This window comes from Kribbella sp. HUAS MG21, from assembly GCF_040254265.1.
Taxonomy (GTDB): Bacteria; Actinomycetota; Actinomycetes; order Propionibacteriales; family Kribbellaceae; genus Kribbella.
The window spans coordinates 1,469,366-1,486,970 of the sequence record NZ_CP158165.1; the positions used below are offsets into that span (position 1 = coordinate 1,469,366).

The 17,605-nt window shown below is 69.4% G+C and carries 16 protein-coding genes; 9 read left to right on the forward strand and 7 right to left on the reverse strand.

The window, feature by feature from the left end:
- Nucleotides 1-25: 25 nt before the first annotated feature.
- Nucleotides 26-652 (forward strand): TetR/AcrR family transcriptional regulator, encoded by a 627-nt coding sequence (locus tag ABN611_RS07150; protein ID WP_350278994.1) that lies wholly within the window; start codon nt 26-28, stop codon nt 650-652.
- Here ABN611_RS07150 and ABN611_RS07155 read toward each other — a convergent pair.
- Nucleotides 636-1,292, reverse strand: coding sequence for an ion channel (locus ABN611_RS07155; protein WP_350278995.1), 657 nt, complete (start codon nt 1,290-1,292; stop codon nt 636-638). The two genes, ABN611_RS07150 and ABN611_RS07155, sit on opposite strands and share 17 nt — an antisense overlap.
- Nucleotides 1,289-1,819, reverse strand: coding sequence for an acyl-CoA thioesterase (locus ABN611_RS07160; protein WP_350278996.1), 531 nt, complete (start codon nt 1,817-1,819; stop codon nt 1,289-1,291). Before ABN611_RS07160 ends, ABN611_RS07155 begins: the two co-directional genes overlap by 4 nt.
- Nucleotides 1,820-2,134: 315 nt before the next feature.
- Between ABN611_RS07160 and ABN611_RS07165 the strand changes: the two genes are divergently transcribed.
- Nucleotides 2,135-3,091 carry a hypothetical protein gene (locus ABN611_RS07165; protein ID WP_350278997.1) on the forward strand — a complete coding sequence of 319 codons (957 nt, stop codon included), beginning with the start codon at nt 2,135-2,137 and terminating at the stop codon, nt 3,089-3,091.
- Nucleotides 3,092-3,481: 390 nt separating this feature from the next.
- Here the strand turns inward: ABN611_RS07165 and ABN611_RS07170 are convergent, their stop codons facing one another.
- Nucleotides 3,482-3,781 carry a flavin reductase gene (locus ABN611_RS07170; protein WP_350278998.1) on the reverse strand — a complete coding sequence of 100 codons (300 nt, stop codon included), beginning with the start codon at nt 3,779-3,781 and terminating at the stop codon, nt 3,482-3,484.
- Entirely contained in the window at nt 3,778-4,107 is a 330-nt protein-coding gene (locus tag ABN611_RS07175) for a flavin reductase family protein (protein ID WP_350278999.1), read from the reverse strand. The genes ABN611_RS07170 and ABN611_RS07175 overlap by 4 nt, the downstream gene beginning before the upstream one ends.
- An 87-nt stretch (nt 4,108-4,194) precedes the next feature.
- On the opposite strand from ABN611_RS07175, the gene ABN611_RS07180 reads away from it, so the two are divergent.
- The 4 genes from ABN611_RS07180 (at nt 4,195) to ABN611_RS07195 (ending at nt 7,875) form a co-directional block, all read left to right on the forward strand.
- Complete coding sequence (locus ABN611_RS07180) at nt 4,195-5,088, forward strand: aminoglycoside phosphotransferase family protein (RefSeq protein ID WP_350279000.1); 894 nt, start codon at nt 4,195-4,197, stop codon at nt 5,086-5,088.
- A 97-nt stretch (nt 5,089-5,185) separates the two neighbouring features.
- Complete coding sequence (gene mgrA, locus ABN611_RS07185) at nt 5,186-6,220, forward strand: L-glyceraldehyde 3-phosphate reductase (protein ID WP_350279001.1); 1,035 nt, start codon at nt 5,186-5,188, stop codon at nt 6,218-6,220.
- Nucleotides 6,221-6,565: 345 nt separating this feature from the next.
- Entirely contained in the window at nt 6,566-6,994 is a 429-nt protein-coding gene (locus ABN611_RS07190) for a methyltransferase domain-containing protein (RefSeq protein WP_350279002.1), read from the forward strand.
- A 200-nt stretch (nt 6,995-7,194) separates the two neighbouring features.
- The gene (locus ABN611_RS07195; protein WP_350279003.1) at nt 7,195-7,875 is read left to right on the forward strand and encodes a hypothetical protein; all 681 of its coding nucleotides are present in this window, start codon (nt 7,195-7,197) and stop codon (nt 7,873-7,875) included.
- 231 nt (nt 7,876-8,106) lie between these two features.
- Here the strand turns inward: ABN611_RS07195 and ABN611_RS07200 are convergent, their stop codons facing one another.
- Entirely contained in the window at nt 8,107-9,084 is a 978-nt protein-coding gene (locus tag ABN611_RS07200; protein WP_350279004.1) for a TAXI family TRAP transporter solute-binding subunit, read from the reverse strand.
- Nucleotides 9,081-11,105 (reverse strand): TRAP transporter fused permease subunit, encoded by a 2,025-nt coding sequence (locus ABN611_RS07205; RefSeq protein ID WP_350279005.1) that lies wholly within the window; start codon nt 11,103-11,105, stop codon nt 9,081-9,083. The genes ABN611_RS07200 and ABN611_RS07205 overlap by 4 nt, the downstream gene beginning before the upstream one ends.
- A 118-nt stretch (nt 11,106-11,223) precedes the next feature.
- Here ABN611_RS07205 and ABN611_RS07210 point away from each other — a divergent pair, with 118 nt between their 5' ends.
- Nucleotides 11,224-11,889, forward strand: a complete 666-nt coding sequence (locus tag ABN611_RS07210) for a response regulator transcription factor (RefSeq protein WP_012918592.1) — start codon at nt 11,224-11,226, stop codon at nt 11,887-11,889.
- 3 nt (nt 11,890-11,892) lie between these two features.
- On the forward strand, nt 11,893-13,269 hold the full coding sequence (locus ABN611_RS07215) for a HAMP domain-containing sensor histidine kinase (protein WP_350279006.1): 1,377 nt from the start codon (nt 11,893-11,895) through the stop codon (nt 13,267-13,269).
- 24 nt (nt 13,270-13,293) lie between these two features.
- Here the strand turns inward: ABN611_RS07215 and ABN611_RS07220 are convergent, their stop codons facing one another.
- Entirely contained in the window at nt 13,294-14,352 is a 1,059-nt protein-coding gene (locus tag ABN611_RS07220; RefSeq protein ID WP_350279007.1) for a TAXI family TRAP transporter solute-binding subunit, read from the reverse strand.
- Nucleotides 14,353-14,544: 192 nt separating this feature from the next.
- Between ABN611_RS07220 and ABN611_RS07225 the strand changes: the two genes are divergently transcribed.
- Nucleotides 14,545-17,559 (forward strand): glycoside hydrolase family 38 C-terminal domain-containing protein, encoded by a 3,015-nt coding sequence (locus ABN611_RS07225; RefSeq protein WP_350279008.1) that lies wholly within the window; start codon nt 14,545-14,547, stop codon nt 17,557-17,559.
- The last annotated feature ends 46 nt before the right edge of the window (nt 17,560-17,605 follow it).

Consider the following 17,605-nt stretch of genomic DNA (forward strand, 5'->3'; position numbering starts at 1 on the left):
CCACACCGGTCGGTATACTGTCAGTATGCTGGACCAGCAGGTGAGACTCATCGTGGGCCGCGGCGTCCGGGCCGCGCCGCGGCTGACCCCGGCCGGCGAGCGGATCCTGGCGGCCGCGTCGACGCTGTTCTACGAGCAGGGGATCCGCACAGTCGGCGTCGACGCGATCGCCGCCGCGGCGGACGTGACGAAGAAGACGCTGTACGACCGGTTCGGGTCGAAGGACCGGTTGATCGCGGCGTACCTCGAGGAGCGCGACCGGGCGTGGCACGTGTTCCTCGACGAACAGCTCGCCGCGCGGCGGCCGACGACGCCCGAGGACGTGATCCTGGCGTTGTTCGCGGCGCTGACGGACTGGCTGGCGGGGTCGCGCAACGGGTGCGGGTTCATCAACGCGAGCGTGGAGCTGGCCGCTCCCGACCATCCGGCGATGCCGGTGATCGTGGGGCAGAAGCGGTGGATGCGGTCCGAGTTCGAGGCGCAGGCCGTGGCGGCCGGGCTGGCCGACCCGGGCGAGCTTGCCGATCGGCTGCTGTTGCTGCACGAGGGGGCGCTCGTCAGCTATCGCGTGGCGGCGATGGCGTCTGCTCCCGAGGTGGCCGCGCGGGCGGCCGCGGATCTGCTCGCGGGATGGCCTAGGCGCGCCGCGTGATCGTCAGGCCGACGAGCCGGGACACGACCATGGCGACGTACCCGAGACCGGCCAGCTGCTCGAGCATGACGACCGAGCGGCCCCAGGACGTGATCGGCACGATGTCGCTGAGACCTGTGCTCGAGAGCGTCGTGAAGCTGAGGAACAGCAGCTCCATCCAGGTCCGATCGTTGCCCGGGTCAACGGCCGCGGTGAAGCTTCCCGGGACCAGCACCTGGACGAACACGTACAGGTAGGCGAAACCCCAAGCCACCAAGGTGAAAGTGGCACCGGTCGCGAACAACTCGTCGACGCTGACATCGTGGTCCGAGAGCATGTAGCGCAGCAGGCTGTACGCCGCGTAGAAGTAGAAGGCAGCGTGCAACACCCCGGAGATCGCGACGACGGCATCCGTCGGACTGAAGGCGTCGACCAGCGACAATCCGACAGCCGGGATCCCCAGACAGATGCTGACCCAGGTAAGCCCCGGCGTGGCCCGCACCGAGAACACCGCGAGCACCAACACGACGATCCCGAGAATCTCGAACCCGACCCGCCCGGGCCGCGACCCCTCCATCGCCGGATAGACCAACACCCCCAGCAACTGCACCACCAACAAAACCGCCGACGGATTCCGCCGTACATACGCGATGAGCTTCATTGGGTGCCGCCGGGGATCTCGTCCTGCTCCTGGCGGGAGGCGATGATCGCGGCGCGGCGGGCGAGTCGGTGACTGCGGCGGATCTCCGCCTCCCGCAACCGCCGCCGGTCCTCATCCGTCTCCGGCACTACCTGCGGCACCGCCCGCGGCTTCCCGTCCGCGTCCACCGCGACGAACACCAGGTACGCCGACGCCACATGCACCTCGGGACCGACCGCATCCCAACGATCGGCGGTGATCCGAACCCCGATCTCCATCGAGCTCCGCCCGGTCCAGTTCACCTGACCGCTGAAATGCACCACATCGCCGACACGCACCGGAACCAGGAACACCATCTCGTCCATCGACGCCGTCACCGCCGCCCCACCCGAATGCCGCGCCGCGACCACCCCGGCGACCGAGTCGACCAGCGTCATGATCACCCCGCCGTGCACGGTCCCGAGCAGGTTGGTCTCGTTCTGCGCAGTGATATGCGACAACGACAACCGGGTCTCCGCGGTCGACCGCGACAACGGACTGCTGCTCATACCCACTCCTCCAGACCCCCACCCACAACCCCCGCCTGCCGCAGGCTACCCCGCTCCCCTTGTCCACAGCCCCAATTCCCCATCCCCACCACCCCCCAATCCTCGTACCTTCTCTGCTGACTCCCTCCACACCTCCCTCACAGCTTCGCTACGCCGCACCCCCGCCGCTCCTCCCGCTCCCGCACGCCCTGCCGCTCCCGCACGCCTAGGCGCACCTTCGCCGCGGCCCGCCTTTCCGCACCGATGCCTCCACCGCTTACCCCCGCCCCGCACCACCGCCGTGCGCCGACCATCCCACCGATCCGGAGGACACCGATGTCCGTCGACACCGCAGAACATGCCCACGGCAACGTCCCGCCCCGCTCCAACCTGCCCCACCCATTCCTGATCCCGCTCTCCTGGCGCCAGGCCGAACGCTTCGTGCACCTCGCCCTCCGAGCAGCGGCAGACCTCGGCCTCGCCGTCACCTACCAGGGCGGCGCCGCCCTCGTCCCCACCGCCCCGTCCGCCGACCACCCGGTTATGGGCCTCAGCAACCTCGCCCGCATCATCGCCCGCTTCGACGAGACCCGCTGGCCGTCCCTGATCGAAGAGCACCTCTCCGGCATGCTGGCCCAGCTCAGCCAAGGCCCACCGCCACCACCCACCGACCCCGAACACGAACTGATCCAGCGCCTCGTCCCCCGCGACTCCCTACCACCCTCCTGGACCAGCGATCGCCCAGACTTCCTCCCCGGCCTGGTCTCCGTCCCCTCCACGGAAACCGCCGGCGTCATAACCATGTACCTGGAGCCCGCCGACCTAGGCGTCACCTGGTCCGACGCCGAACGCTTCGGCCTGGCCAACCTCCGCCGCCTCAAGGACCACGTCGAGTTCGTCGACCACGAAGACCTCAGATTCGCCTTCATCACCGGCACCGGGTACGCCGCCTCCCGCGCACTGGTCCTCGACACCGTCCTACGAGAAACGCTGCGCCTGGAACACCCGCCGTACGGCGTACTCGCCGCACTGCCGGCCCGCGACACCCTGATCCTGCACGTCATCGAGGACCTCACAGTCCTCTCGGCCCTGGGCCTCCTCCTGAATGTCGCAGCCCGCTGCTACTCCCGGGACCCAGGCCCACTGTCCCCCGACGTCCACCTGGTAACCCCAACCCTCACCTGGCACCCCGCCACCACCGAACTCCCCGACCACACCCCCTTACGCCTATCCCCCGAACTCGAATCCCTCACCAAACTCCTAGCCACCCGCGAAAGCAACCACCCTCGCTAACCGGCTCAACCGCGACGCCCCACCAAGACGTCGGACGCGCCCCGACGGCGACCGCCCCGGATCAGGTCGGAGCATCTCCCCGGTGACACCGGCCTCCAACGGACCCCGCCCCGCCCCGCCGAAGCTCCGAACCACCTGACCGAGTTCACCGGCCACACCCTGACGCCAGCGGCACCTACACGGGTTTCCGGCCATTTCGAACTGCCCGACACCGGTCAGACCGTGCCGTGGCTCGCACGGCGCACCTCTCGCCGCCCGGGAAGACGCCATCCAAACCAACTGACAGATGCCTCAAGCAACCAGTGCACCGGCAGGTGCGGGCTTGTACGTCGCGAAGGGTGGCGCCCCGCGCCGGGTTCTCGATGGGGCTGGACCCGGTCTTCGTCTGTCCTACTTCTCACCAGGAGGTGTGAAATGACCCGGCCAGTCCGAGTAGCGGATCCGCGAGATCTCGCGAACCTCGCCGAGCGTGGTCCACTCGTCCTTCCCGAGCCGGGCGAGCGGCCGGAGCCGACGAACCTCAGGATGACCGTCATCGAGCATCGCATTGTCGATCGCGAGATGCCGGACCCGACCGATGACCAGAGTGCAGTCCCCGAGCTCGAGCGTCGTGTGCAGCGTGCACTCGATCGCCACCGGCGACTCCGCGACCCGCGGAACCGCCACCGTCCGGGACGCCTCCGCCGTCACCCCGACGCCTCGAACTCGGAGACCTCCGGCGGGAAGTTCGTCCCGGAGGCGTTGACCTGTTCGTAGAGCGACTCAGCGGCGAAGTTCACCACGAACTCGCCGGTCGCCTCGACGTTGTTCAGGCTGTCCTTCCGCCCGACCGACGTGAACTGCACCATCGGCGGCTGCACACACGACACGGTGAAGAACGAGTGCGGCGCCAGGTTCAGCACGCCGGCGGCGGACCGGGTCGACACCCAGGCGATCGGCCGCGGTACGACCACGGAGTTGAGCAACGCATAGAAGTCCCGCCGCCCGACGGCCTCCGGATCTACATCGACACGCACGCCCGCAGTACATCAAACTCGAGGGATGCCGCCGCACCCGCCTCCCGGCAACCGACGGGCGGTTCGAGCGAACGATGGAGATGTGGCTTGGATGATCACAAGAACGTCCTGGAGCAGGTGACCGCGGTCGCCCGCCGGCACGGCGTCGACCCCGACCAGGTGCAGGAGGTGCCGGGCGGTGTAGCGAACCGTGCCTTCGCCCTCGGCGAGCAACTCTTCCTCCGGATGTCCCGCCCCGGCTTCGAGAACGACCTCCTGAAGGAGACCCAGGTAGTACCCGCCGCGCGCTCCGCCGGCGTACTCACGCCCGCGATCATCGACTACGACACCACCCACGACCTCGTCGATGCGCCGTACGTCGTCATGCAACGCGTCCACGGCATCGAACCCGTCGACGTCCCACCCGCCCTGGCCGAACAACTCGCCCGCCTCCACCAACTCTCCCACTCCCCGGACAGCCCCGACGGGCTCCCCGCGGTACCGGAGGACGACTTCGGCGATCCATGGCCGATGATCGACGACCTCACCACCCGCGGCTACCTCGACCCCGGTACGGCGAACTGGCTGGCCGACTGGTTCACGCGACTGTCCAGTCACCTCGAGAGGAACACCCCGAAGGTCCTGATTCACGGAGATGTTGCCGCACACAACCTTCTCGCCGGGCCGGCCAACGATCTTTGCGCGCTCATCGACTGGGGTGACGCCGCCTGGGCGCCACGGGCCATGGACTTCGCCAAGCTCCCGCTGGAGCAGGTCGCCACGCTCCTCCCCGACTACCTACGCCACACCCGCTCCGGGCACTCCGAGAAGGGCCTCGCCGCGTCGGTCCTCTGGTTTCATCTCCACTGGGCGCTGTCCAAGCTCCCCGCAGCCCCCGATCCCGGTCAGCGCCACTGGACCGCTCCGACCGCCAGCCGGCTCCTCGGCCTCCTGCGTTTCTTCGCCGCGTCCCCACCCGCGCCCTGGAGCGGCCTCACCTAACGATCAAGAAGGTGGGGTTCTTGATGTCAGTGCTCGCGTTTCTGCTGAAAAACAAGGGGGTTTGCACTTGTTGTGACATGGGGCAGACTGGGGTTCCGTGACTGATTATGTGGCGGCTGCGGGCCGGTACGACGACCAGATGACCTACCGGCGGACGGGCCGGAGCGGGCTGCAACTGCCGGCGATCTCGCTGGGGCTGTGGCACAACTTCGGCGACGACAAGCCGTTCGCCACGCAGCGGGACATCCTGCGGCGGGCGTTCGACCTCGGCGTCACGCACTTCGACCTGGCGAACAACTACGGTCCGCCGTACGGGTCGGCCGAGACGAACTTCGGGACGCATTTCGCGCGGGACTTCAAGAAGTACCGCGACGAGCTGATCCTCTCGACCAAGGCCGGGTACGACATGTGGCCGGGCCCGTACGGTCAGGGCGGCGGCTCGCGGAAGTACCTGCTCGCCTCGCTCGACCAGTCGCTGAGCCGGATGGGCCTGGACTACGTCGACATCTTCTACTCGCACCGGTTCGACCCGGACACGCCGCTCGAGGAGACGATGGGTGCGCTGGATGCGGCCGTGCGCTCCGGCAAGGCGCTGTACGCCGGCATCTCGTCGTACTCCGCGGACCGGACGCGGGAGGCCGCGCGGATCCTGGCGGAACTCGGTACGCCGCTCCTGATCCACCAGCCGTCGTACTCGATGCTGAACCGCTGGATCGAGGAGGACCTGCTGGACGCGGTGGGCGAGCTCGGCGTCGGCGTGATCGCGTTCTCGCCGCTGGCGCAGGGTGTGCTCACCGACCGCTACCTGGACGGCATCCCGTCGGACTCCCGCGCCGCGCAGGGCAAGTCGCTCAACCCCGAGTCGCTGACCGAGGACACCCTCAAGCACGTCCGCGCCCTGAACGAGATCGCCAAGCAACGCGGCCAGTCCGTCGCCCAACTGGCACTGGCCTGGACCCTCCGCGACGACCGCGTCACCAGCGCCCTGATCGGCGCCTCCAGCGTCGCCCAACTCGAGGACAACCTCGCGACGGTCCGCAACCTCCAGTTCACCCCCGAAGAACTGGAAGCGATCGACGCCGACGCCGTGGAAGCCGGCATCAACCTCTGGAAGAAGAGTTCAGACGCCTGACAGCCCCACTCCTGAACCGAACGCCCGCCGCGCCCTCCCGCGGCGGGCGTTCGCATTACCCCGGCGTCCACCAGGCAGTCGGCCGGCAACCGGCTGCGGGCGAGAAGGCAGGCGCATGGGTGGGCGGGCTGGCCGGTGGGCCGGGCGAGCCGGCCGGTGGGCCGGGCACGCTGGCCGGTGGGCCGGGCGGACTGACCGGTGGGCCGGGCGAGCCGGCCGGTGGGCCGGGCGAGCCGGCCGGTGGGCCGGGCGAGCCGGCCGGTGGGCCGGGCGAGTCGGCCGGTGGGCCGGGCGGGCTGGGCGGTGGGCTATGGAGTGCGGGAAGGTTGGGGTGGAGGTGGGTGGATGGTGGAGAAGTTGTCGGGGCGGTTGAGCGGGGTGGTGGACGCGCTGCCGCTGCGGGACGGGCTTCGGGTTCTGGAGGTCGGGTGCGGGCCGGGGGCGGCGGCTCGGGAGGTGGCTTGGCGGGTCGGGACGGGCGGGTTCGTGCTGGGCGTTGACCGGTCGGCGAAGGCGGTGCAGCTGGCAATCACGGGGTCCGGGGAGCTGCTGGCTGCTGGGATCATCGGGTTTCGGCAGGCGGCGGTGGAGGAGTTCACCTTGGCCGACGGAGAGGCGCCGTACGATCTGGCGTTCGCTGTGCGGGTCGGGGCGCTCGACGGGCGGCATCCGGAGCTCGAGGTCCTCGCGAAGGAGCGGATCGCGGCGGCGCTCGTGCCCGGCGGGAAGCTGTTCATCGACGGTGGCAACCCGCTCCGGGAGATCCAGCTCTGACCTAGTCGCACACCAATACCAACCCACTAACCAGCCCCACCACTCCCCCAAATCAACCCCAACCCGCCAGCGAGGTAGCCGGCGAGCGGCAAACCGGGGTTTGACTGAGGTGAGTGGGGTGGTTACGGGGTGGGGTGGGGTGGTTGCGGTTCGGGTGGGATGGGCACACGCTGGGGGGAGACCCTCTGGAGGTGGTTGTCGTGACCGCTTCGACGCTCGAAATGGCCCTGACGTACGAACACGAGCGGATCCGGGAGCTGGCCGAGCCGGCTCATCACCCGGATGCCTTGCACCCTGAGCGGCGGCACCAGACCGATTGGTTCTACGCGATCGCGGCGCAGCATCTCGCCGCGGCCGAGGACGTGCTCCTCCCGCACGTCCGGCAACTCCCCGACGGGGAGGAACTCGTCACCAGGTACGTCGGCAACGCGAAGGAGCTGGAGCGCTCGTTGCGCCTGCTGAAAGGACGGCAGTACGGGGACAGCCGATTCCTGCACCTGCATCACAGTGACCTGTGGGAGCACATCGACCGGCTGCTCGGCGAGCACGAGGAGCTGGAGGCGACGTACAGCCGCCAGATCTGCGACCAGCTCGACGACCCGGACGTGAACACGCTGACCGAGGACCTGCTGGAGGCGGAGGAGGTCGCGCCGACGCGCGCGCACCCATACTCGCCGCACACGGGTTTCGCCGGGCGGCTGGCGCACAAGATGTGGCGCATGGCCGACACCGCCTGGGACAGCGCGGAGGGACGCGTCGTCCCCACGAAGTACCACGCCCACCCGAAGCGCGACTCCGCCCTCTCCCACTACCTCTACGGCACTCCCATGACGCAGGAGGACGCCCAGGACCACGAACCACCCGCGAAGCAACAGCAGTAGCAACAGCACAAGCGGAGGGCCCGGCCCCTCGCGGATGCCTCCGCGAAAGGGCCGGGCCCAAGGTTCGACCCGCCACTGCGCCTGGTTGTGGGGGCCGGTCGGGTCCGGTGCCGCTGCGCCTTGTGTGCGGTGCCGGGCCCTGCGTCCTCCCCCGCTGCGCCTGGTGTGCGGGGGAGGACGGTCTGTGTGCACTGGGGACCCGGCGAAACCGCTCCGGTACCCAGTGCCCGGTCATCTCAGACCATCGATCGCCTTCTTCGCGCCGGGGTGCAGCGGCACCGGGTCCGTCTTGTCGGCGTTCTCCAGCGTGATGCCCTTGGCGGCCGCGTTCACCGAGACCAGCGACGCCATGTTGTCGTACAGCACCTTGGTCAGCTGCTCGGCCAGTTCGTCCTTCATGTCCTTGCGGACCAGCAGCACGTTCGGTACGACGATCGTCGCGACGTCGGCCGGCTGCTTGTACGTCGCCGCGGGGATCGGCGCCTGCGAGTAGATCGAGCCGTACTTCTCCTGCATCTTCGGCAGCAGGTCCGCGATCGGCAGCAGCTTGACGCCCTTGCCCATGCTGGTGGTCAGGTCGGTGATGCCGCCGGTCGGCAGACCACCGGACCAGACCAGCGCGTCGATCGACCCGGACTTCATCGCGTCCACCGACTCCGGCAGCCCGAGCCGCTGCGCGGTCACGTCCTTCGCCGGGTCGAGCCCGGCAGCCTCGAGCAGCCGGCGCGCGATCACCTCGGTGCCGGAGTTCGGCGAGCCGGTCGAGACCCGCTTGCCTTTCAGGTCCGCGATCGAGTTGATGTTCGCCGAGGTCCGTACGGCGACCTGCGTGTAGTTGTTGTACAAGCGGGTCAGCGCGACCACGTCCTGCTTCGACGTGAAGCTGTTCACGCCGTTGACCGCGTCCGCGGCCGAGTCGCCGAGCGAGAAGGCGATGTCGTAGTTCCCGCTGGTCAGGCCCTGGATGTTCTGCACCGAGGCGCCGGTCTCACTGGCCGTCGCGCGGTACCCGGACATCTTCTGCGAGATCACCGACGCCAGCGCACCGCCGAGCTGGTAGTACACGCCCGTCGTGTTGCCGGTGGCGATCGTCAGCCGGCCACCGGATTCCGAGGAGGAGCCGGACGGTTCGCGCTGGCCTCCGCAGGCGGCCAGCGTCAGAGCGGCAACGAGCGCCACCGCGGCGGTGGGGAGGCGACGGAGTCTCATGAGGCAGCGGTTCCTTCCTCGGCAGCGGTCTGGCGGTGCCGCCGGACCAGGTTGATGACGACGGCAACAAGTAGCAAACAGATTCCGGCGGTGATGGTTACGGGCGCGAGGTAAAGCAGCAGCGCGGCCGCCGGTACGCAGACCGCGCGCTCGAGCCAGGTCGCCCGGACGAACACCCAGCCGCCGGTGACGACGGCGAGCGCGGCGACGGCCAGCATCGACACCAGCGTGGTCCACACCATGTCGCCGAACGATCCCTGACCGAGCAGGTGCGCGCCGTTGTCGGTGAGTACGAACGCGAACGGCACCAGGAACGCCGGCAGCGTGTACTTCCACGCCTGCCACATCGTCGGCATCACCCGGCCGCCGGTGATCGCGGAGGTCGCGACCGCGGCGAGCGCGGTCGGCGGCGACACCTCGGACAGTACGGCGTAGTAGAAGATGAACATGTATGCCTCGGGCTGCGTCACCCCGAGGTTCACCAGCGCCGGCGAGATGATCACGGCCGCGATGATGAACGACGCGGTCACCGGCACCGCGAGCCCGAGGATCAGCACGGCGAACGCGGACAGCACCACGGTCAGGATCAGCACGGCCGTGTGGTTGTCGGTCAGCCCGCGCGCGGCGTTGACGATGATCTCCGCCAGGTTCAGGCCGAGACCGGTCTGCGTGGTGACTGCGACGATCACCCCGGCAGTCGCACACGTGGCCGCCACCGGCAGCACCGAACGGGTGCCCTGAGCAAGCGCCTGGAACAGCGGCCGCCCGGTCAGCCGGTGCTCGCGGTCCAGGAACGACAACCCGAACTGGATGATCACCGCGTAGACCACGGCCTTGAACGGCGGTACGTCGACCGCCATGAAGCCGATGATCACGAACAGCGACAGGAAGTGGTACCCGAACCGCAGCAGCAGCCGCCACGCCGACTTGTCCGACACCTCGGTCGACGTCGTCCCGTGCTTGCGGGCGTCGATCTCGATCGCGAGCAGGATGCCCAGGTAGTACAGGATCGTCGGGATCACCGCGAACCCGAGCACCTTCAGGTACGAGACCTGCAGGAACTCCGCGATGATGAACGCGGCCGCGCCCAGCGTCGGCGGCGACAGGATCGCGCCGATGCCCGCGGCGGCGAGCATTCCGCCTGCCGGTTCGGACGGGTACCCCGCGCGGCGGAGGATCGGCCACGACACCGTGCCGAGCGACACCGCCGTCGCCGTACCCGAGCCGGACACACTGCCGAGCAGGAAGCCCGCGAGGGTCACCGTGCGCCCGGGCGCCGTCCGGCTGCGCTTGAACGCCGCGAACGACAGGTCGATGAAGAACTTGCCTGCGCCCGAGTAGTCGAGCACCGCGCCGTAGATCGTGAACAGCACGATGTACGACGCCGCGACGGCCAACGGCGTCCCGTAGAACCCCGCCGTACCCATCGTGAACTGCGCGATGATCGAGTCGAAGTTGAAGCCCTGGTGCGCGAGCGACCACGTGTACGGCAGGTACCCGCCGTAGTAGGCGTAAGCGATGAACAGCAGGCTGAACGCCGGCAGCACCCAGCCCGTCGTACGACGGCACGCCTCGAGCAACAGCACCAGCAACAGGGCCCCGGCGACCACGTCCGCGACGGAAGGCGCCTGACGACGCTCCAGGTACCCGTCGAAGTCGAGCAGCGGATAGACGCACACCGCCAGCGCGACGAGCGCGAGAACCCAGTCCAGCGGACCCGGGTCGTCGTGCGGCCGTTCCTTCAACGGGTTGCGGAACGCGGGGACCTTCAGCCCGCGATAACACAGCACCGTGATCGGCAGGACCGCTGCGAGAAAGATCACCAAGTAGAACTGCGTGCCCTGTGGTAGTGGAAAGAAGACCTGCAGCAGCACGCCGACACTGATGATTGCGCACCAGACCGAAACCACCCGATCGAGGGCAGGCCGCAGCCGCCGAGCGGGCCGTTCCTGCTCGTACTCGGCCAGTTCCGCCTCGGAGGGCACGGTCGTACCGCCCCCGCCACCAACACCGACAGTCATCTACCGGTTCCCTCCTGTGCCCGGAAGGCTAATGTTGCCGAACACTGCGTGGAGTCGTGTGATTACGTCTTTACCAAGATCTGACACATCGGGCCGTGACCTGGCCTACGATCACCGCATGAGTGGCGCGGTCCGGATTCTGCTGGTCGAGGACGATCTCGATATCGCCAATGCCCTGATACCCGCTTTGCGGCGTTACGGCTTGATGGTGACGCACGTCCGGACGGCGGCGGACGCCCTCGCGGCGGACCCCGGCGACCTGGTCCTGCTGGACCTCGGGCTGCCGGACGGGGACGGCATCAACGTGTGCCGGCAGATCCGCACGGTGTCCGACGTCCCGGTGATCGCGGTGACCGCGCGGGGCGAGGCGGCCGACCGGGTCCGCGGGTTGCGCAGCGGCGCCGACGACTATGTGGTGAAACCCTTCGCGATTTCCGAGCTGCTGGCCCGCATCGATGCTGTACTTCGTCGTACCGGGCTCTTGCAACCCCGCCCCCGGGTGACTGTCGGCGACCTGACCGTGGACATCGAGGCCCGGACGGTTCAGGTGGCGGACAAGCCCATCAGTCTGACCCGCAAGGAGTTCGACGTGCTCGCAGTGCTGGCCGCTCACCACGGCCGGGTGGTCCCCCGGGAACAGGTGGCGCTGTACGCCTGGCAGTCGGTGTTCGAGGCGTCCTCGCGCACCATGGACGTGCACGTCGCCAGCCTGCGCGCGAAGCTCGGCCGCCCCGAGCTGGTCCAGACCATCCGCGGCGTCGGGTACCGACTGGGTTCGGACTGACCGTTGCGCCGTCGACTGCTGCAGTCCCTCGTCCCGATGGTCGTCGCGCTGGCGATCGTCGCCGTCATCCCGCTGGCGAACTTCATCGCCACGAGCACGTCGCGCACGCTCTTCCTGTCCCGCAGCAACGACGCGGACTGGTTCGCCACGATGGCGGAGTCCCCGCTGCAGACCGGTGACATCGCCAACCTGCGGGAGCTGGCGGTCCGGTACCAGGAGCTCTACGACACCCCCGTCTTCGTCGTCGACGTCGACTCCCGCGTGGTCGCCACCTCGGTCTCCGGCGTGGACGTGAAGGAGGACGACATCGCGGAGGCCCTGCACAGCACGCTGGCGGGCCGCCTGCCGCCGGAGCCGCCGGCCCTGTGGCCGTGGCGCTCCGGCGAGATGATCGTGTCCCGCCCGGTCGTCAACAACGGCAGTGTGCTCGGTGCCGCCGTACTGCGGGTGCCGACGGACAAGGCCCGTGACCAGGTGCAGAGCGGGCTGCTGCTGCTCCTGGGCGGCCTGCTGATCAGCATCGGCGCGATCATCGTCGGTATCGTCCGGCCGATCACCCGCTGGGTGCTGCGGCCGCTGCAGGACCTCGACAACGCCACCCACCAGATCACCCGCGGCGCGCTCGACACCAGAGTCTCGACCGACGGCCGCGCGCCGGAGCTCCGCCGGCTGGGCGACAGCTTCAACTCGATGGCGCTCAGCCTGCACCAGGCCCGCCAGCGCGAGCGCGAGTTCGTCGCCGACGCGTCGCACCAGCTCCGGACACCGTTGACCTCGGCACGGATCCACATCGAGGGCCTGTCCCGGCTGTCCCCGACCGCGCGGTTCGCGCTCAGCGACATCGACCGGCTCGGCCGGATCGTCCAGCGGCTGTCCCGGCTGGCCGGCTCCGACCGCCCGTCGGCGGCCGATGCCGAGGGCAACGAAGAGCCGCTGGACCTGGCACAGGCGGTGAAAGAGCGGCTGGTCGGCTGGAAGGCCGTGTACGCCGCGGACGACATGGAGCTGATCGTCGGCGAGATGGTGCCGGGCGGCGTGGCGCCGGAGCTCGAGGTCGACGACATCCTCGACGTACTGCTCGACAACGCCTCGAAGTACGGCGCCCCGCCGGTCGAGGTCTCGGTCACCCGGGACGGCACCGAGGTGGTGCTGTCGGTGCGCGACCACGGCCTCGGGCTCGGCTCGCGGGACCTGAAAAAGGTCGGCGAGCGGTTCTGGCGCAGCGCGCACCACCGGGAGATGCCGGGCACCGGCCTCGGGCTGGCGATCGTCCGGTCCGAGGCGGCCCGCGTCGGCGGCCGCGTGGTCGCCCGCCCGCCGATCGGCGGCGGCCTCGTCATCGAGGTCCGGGTCCCGCTGATCGACGACTACGACGCCTGAACCGGGCCGACCCGGTCAGGGCCGTCAGATGTGGTTCTGGCGGTACCAGCGCTCGGCGGCGGGGTGCAGCGGCACCGGCATCGTGGCGATCGCCGAGCGAGGGTCCAGGGCGCCCGCCTCGGGGTGCTTCGGGATCAGGTCGTTCTGCCGGCGGAACAGCGTGTTCACCGTCCACCAGGCCCAGGAGTCCGACAGGTTCGGCTTGGCGATCAGGTAGTTCGGGACGGCCAGCGTCGGCACGGAACCGGCCAGGCCGTACTGCGACGGCGGGATCGCCGAAACCAGGAACCCGCCGAACCGCTGCAACGCGATCGTCTCGGCGACCTTCCCGATGTTCAGCAGCCGGAACCCGACCGTCTTCTGCAGCTCGGCGATCGGGACGGTCGGCACGCCGCCGCTCCAGATGAACGCGTCGATCGCACCGCGGCTCGCGTTGCCGACCGGCTGCAGCGCCTTGACCGACGCTTCCAATGACATGTTGACCCGCGTCACGTCCACGCCTGCCGTGTCCAGGATCAGGTCGGCGATGATCTGGGTCCCGGAGTTCTTGGGGCCGACGCTGACGACCATCTTCCGCCGCTTCGGGTCGCTCCCGTCCGGGTTCAGGTCCATCAGTTCCTTCGCCCGTGACGCCATCGGTACGACGACGTGCACGTAGTTGTCGTACAGCCGGGCGAGCGCGGTGAACCGGAGTCCGCGGCCGGTGCTGAACGCGCCGGTGCCCTCGTACGCCGCCAGCGCCGAATCCGACGTACTGAAGCCGAGGTCCGCCTTGCCGCTGGCGACCATCGTGAGGTTCTCCACCGACCCGTTCGTCACGATCGGCTTCAGCTCCATGCCGGTGACCTCGCTGACCAGTGCGCTGAGCGCCGTACCGAACTGGTTGTAGACGCCGTTCTGGTTGCCGGTCGCGAAGACCGCCGCCTCCGACGGCGCCGGCTCGTCCGCGCGGCCGCGCGAGCAGCCGGGCAGCAGCAGCCCCGACGCGGCGGCCGCACCCAGGCCCAGCACGCTGCGGCGGGTCATCCCGGGTGACGTCGTCCCGGTCGGCCGGGCAGGGGGCAGCAGGCGGGGGCGATCCATGCAGGACAACCTAGACAACAACCGGGCCTCCGGGGTAGCCGTGTCCGCGCCCCGCAATCGAACCGCTACCCACAGGTATTCCACACAGGACGAGAAAAACTGCGTCTGGACGCACCCGGGGTCGGTGTGACAGCGTTGTCATCCAGCGGCCGCGGCGGCCGCGTGAGGCCCCCTTCCCCGGAGGATGATTTCGTGCACGACGACCGTCAACTCATCGAGGAGCGGCTCAAGCGCGCCCTGCGGGAGCGGCTCCGCCCCGCGATCTACGGCGCGGCGGTCCCGCTGGACATCGAGGTGTGGCACGCACCCGGTGAGCCGGTGTCCCCCGCCGAGGCGCTCGCCCAGACCTACGAAAAGGCCGAGATCGGCCTGCCGTGGGGTCCGGCGTGGGGAACCGCGTGGTTCAAGTTCAGCGGGCAGGTCCCGGCCGAGTGGGCCGGCCGGGAGATCGAGGCGGTCATCGACCTCGGCTTCAGCGGCGGCCCGGGCTTCTCCGCGGAGGGCCTGGTGCACACCACCACCGGCCGGCCGCTCAAGGGCCTGCACCCGCGGCAGACCTACGCCCCGCTCTCGATCCTCGGCCCGGACGGTACGGCGGCATCCGCCGGCGACCACATCGAGTTCTACGTCGAGGCCGCGGCGAACCCGGAGATCCCCCTCGACAACGCCAACGCGAAGGTCGACATCGGCGCCAAGCTCGGCGACACCCGGATCTATCAGCTCACCCGCGCCGACCTGGCGGTCTTCAACGCCGAGGTGTGGGACCTGATCCTGGACCTCGAGGCACTCGACAGCCTGCAGCGCGAGCTGTCCATCCAGGAGCCGCGGCGCCGGGAGATCCTGCGGGCCCTCAGCCGCTCGCTGGACGCCCTGGACTACGAGAACGTCGCCGGCACCGCCGCGGACGCCCGCGCCCAGCTGACCGACGTACTGAGCCGGCCCGCGCACGCCAGCGCGCACCAGCTCTCCGCGGTCGGGCACGCGCACATCGACTCCGCGTGGCTGTGGCCGCTGCGGGAGACCCGCCGCAAGGTGGCCCGTACGGTGTCCAACGTCGCCACGCTGGCCGAGGAGTACCCGGAGCTGGTCTTCGCGTTCTCACAGGCCCAGCAGCACGCCTGGGTGAAGGAGAACTACCCGGAGGTCTGGGAGCGGCTAAAGAAGGCCGTTGCCGAGGGCCACATCGTCCCGGTGGGCGGCATGTGGGTCGAGTCCGACACCAACCTGCCCGGCAGCGAGGCGCTGGCCCGGCAGTTCGTGCACGGCAAGCGGTTCTTCCTGGACGAGTACGGGATCGACACCCAGGAGGTCTGGCTGCCGGACTCGTTCGGCTACACCGCGGCGCTGCCGCAGCTGGTGAAGCTGTCCGGCTCGAAGTGGTTCCTGACCCAGAAGATCTCCTGGAACAAGGAGAACAAGTTCCCGCACCACACCTTCTGGTGGGAGGGTCTCGACGGCACCCGGGTGTTCACGCACTTCCCGCCGATCGACACCTACAATTCCGACCTGTCCGGCCGCGAGCTCGCGCACGCGCAGCGCAACTTCGCCGAGAACGGCGCGGCGACCCGGTCGCTGGTCCCGTTCGGGTACGGCGACGGCGGTGGCGGCCCCACCCGCGAGTTCGTCGCGACCGCGCGCCGGGTGGCGAACCTGGAGTCCTCGCCGCGGGTGACGATCGAGTCCCCGACCGAGTTCTTCAGCGCCGCCGAGGAGGAGTACCGCGAGCACGCGCCGGTCTGGTCCGGTGAGCTGTACCTGGAGATCCACCGCGCGACGTACACCTCCCAGGCCAAGACCAAGCAGGGCAACCGGCGCACCGAGCACCTGCTCCGCGAGGCCGAACTGTGGAGCGCCGCGGCGGTCGTCGCGGGCAAGCTCGACAGCTACCCGTACGAGGACCTCGACCGGCTGTGGAAGGTCGCGCTGCTGCACCAGTTCCACGACATCCTGCCGGGCTCGTCGATCTCGTGGGTGCACCGCGAGGCCGAGGAGACCTACGCGCGGGTGGCCGAGGAGCTGAACGCGATCATCGCGAAGGCCCAGCAGGCGCTGGCCGGTGCGGGTTCGGAGCGGATCGTCTTCAACGCCGCCCCGCACGGCCGCAACGGTGTCGCCGGCCTCGGCGCGGGCGTCGCGACCGTCGACGGCCAGGCCGTCACGGTCGAGAACGGCGTACTGGACAACGGCCTGATCCGGGTCACGATCGACGAGCGCGGTCTGATCACCTCCCTGTACGACGTCCAGGCGCAGCGCGAGGTCATCGCACCGGGTGCCGTCGGCAACCTGCTGCAGCTGCACGTGGACACCCCGAACCACTGGGACGCGTGGGACGTCGACTCGTTCTACAAGAACAACGTGCGCGACGTGACCGAGGTGGACAGCGTCGACTTCAGCACCGTCGACGGCGTCGCGACCGTGGTCGTGAAGCGGTCCTTCAACCGGTCCACGGTGACTCAGACGCTGCGGGTCCGCCCGGGCGCCAAGCGGGTCGACATCGAGACCGAGATGGACTGGCACGAGTCGGAGAAGTTCCTCAAGGCGGCGTACCCGGTCGACGTGCACGCGGACCGGTCGGCGTCCGAGACGCAGTTCGGGCACATCTTCCGGCCGACCCACCAGAACACCTCGTGGGACGCGGCGAAGTTCGAGATCGCGGCGCACCGCTGGGTGCACGTCGGCGAGCCCGGGTACGGCGTCGCGGTCGTCAACGACTCGACGTACGGCCACGACATCAACCGGACCGCGCGCGAGGACGGCGGGACCACGACCACGATCCGGACCTCGCTGATCCGGGCGCCGCGGTTCCCCGACCCGAAGACGGACCAGGGCGTGCACACCGTGAACCACGCGCTGGTGGTCGGCGCCGGGATCGGCGAGGCGATCGAGGAGGGCTACCGGATCAACCTGCCGGAGCGGGTCGTGGACGGCGCCGCCGGCGTCGAGCCGATCGTTGCCGTCGACAACCCGAACGTGATCGTCGAGGCGCTGAAGCTGGCCGACGACCGGTCGGGTGACGTGATCGTCCGGCTGTACGAGTCCACCGGCGGCCGCGCCCGCGCGACCGTCACGCCGTCGTTCGCGGCGGCGTCGGTGACCGAGGTCGACCTGCTGGAGCGGGACCTGGCGGACCGGGAGCTGACCGACGGCGGGGTGAGCTTCGAGCTCCGCCCGTTCCAGATCCTCACGCTGCGCTTCAAGCGTTCCTGATCTCCACCCCGAAGGCCCGCCCGATCCCGTCGGGCGGGCCTTCACC

Excerpts from the sequence above, each read along its gene's own strand:
- ABN611_RS07200 (WP_350279004.1), bottom strand. The coding sequence starts at position 9,084 with ATGAGACTCCGTCGCCTCCCCACCGCCGCGGTGGCGCTCGTTGCCGCT.
- ABN611_RS07160 (WP_350278996.1), bottom strand. The coding sequence starts at position 1,819 with ATGAGCAGCAGTCCGTTGTCGCGGTCGACCGCGGAGACCCGGTTGTCG.
- ABN611_RS07150 (WP_350278994.1), top strand. The coding sequence starts at position 26 with ATGCTGGACCAGCAGGTGAGACTCATCGTGGGCCGCGGCGTCCGGGCC.
- ABN611_RS07210 (WP_012918592.1), top strand. The coding sequence starts at position 11,224 with ATGAGTGGCGCGGTCCGGATTCTGCTGGTCGAGGACGATCTCGATATC.
- ABN611_RS07155 (WP_350278995.1), bottom strand. The coding sequence starts at position 1,292 with ATGAAGCTCATCGCGTATGTACGGCGGAATCCGTCGGCGGTTTTGTTG.
- ABN611_RS07220 (WP_350279007.1), bottom strand. The coding sequence starts at position 14,352 with ATGGATCGCCCCCGCCTGCTGCCCCCTGCCCGGCCGACCGGGACGACG.
- ABN611_RS07205 (WP_350279005.1), bottom strand. The coding sequence starts at position 11,105 with ATGACTGTCGGTGTTGGTGGCGGGGGCGGTACGACCGTGCCCTCCGAG.
- ABN611_RS07165 (WP_350278997.1), top strand. The coding sequence starts at position 2,135 with ATGTCCGTCGACACCGCAGAACATGCCCACGGCAACGTCCCGCCCCGC.
- ABN611_RS07190 (WP_350279002.1), top strand. The coding sequence starts at position 6,566 with ATGGTGGAGAAGTTGTCGGGGCGGTTGAGCGGGGTGGTGGACGCGCTG.